1 protein-coding gene is annotated in these 217 nt (G+C 45.2%); it reads right to left on the minus strand.

The window, feature by feature from the left end; genetic code table 11:
- The coding region (locus ACT3RN_RS16425) for a hemagglutinin repeat-containing protein (protein WP_444518919.1) at nucleotides 1–217 on the minus strand (217 nt) is incomplete at both ends.

Here is a 217-nt window from a genome sequence, read left to right on the forward strand (position 1 = left end):
CCATTGACCGATAGGCTAGAACCTGTACCTTTGGCAAGATCAAGATCTGCACTAAAGCCCATGTTCTTTTGGTCGCTGTCATAAGTAGCGGTGTCTTGTAGCGATTCGATGGTCATGTCGCCGCCGATAACGCCTTGAATCTTATCTGTATTCAGTACACCACCTTTGATGTTTAGATCATTACCAATATCAAGGGTAGTGTTGCCACCGACATTGA

This window comes from Psychrobacter sp. AOP5-GZ1-6 (assembly GCF_052376345.1).
Lineage (GTDB): Bacteria > Pseudomonadota > Gammaproteobacteria > Pseudomonadales > Moraxellaceae > Psychrobacter.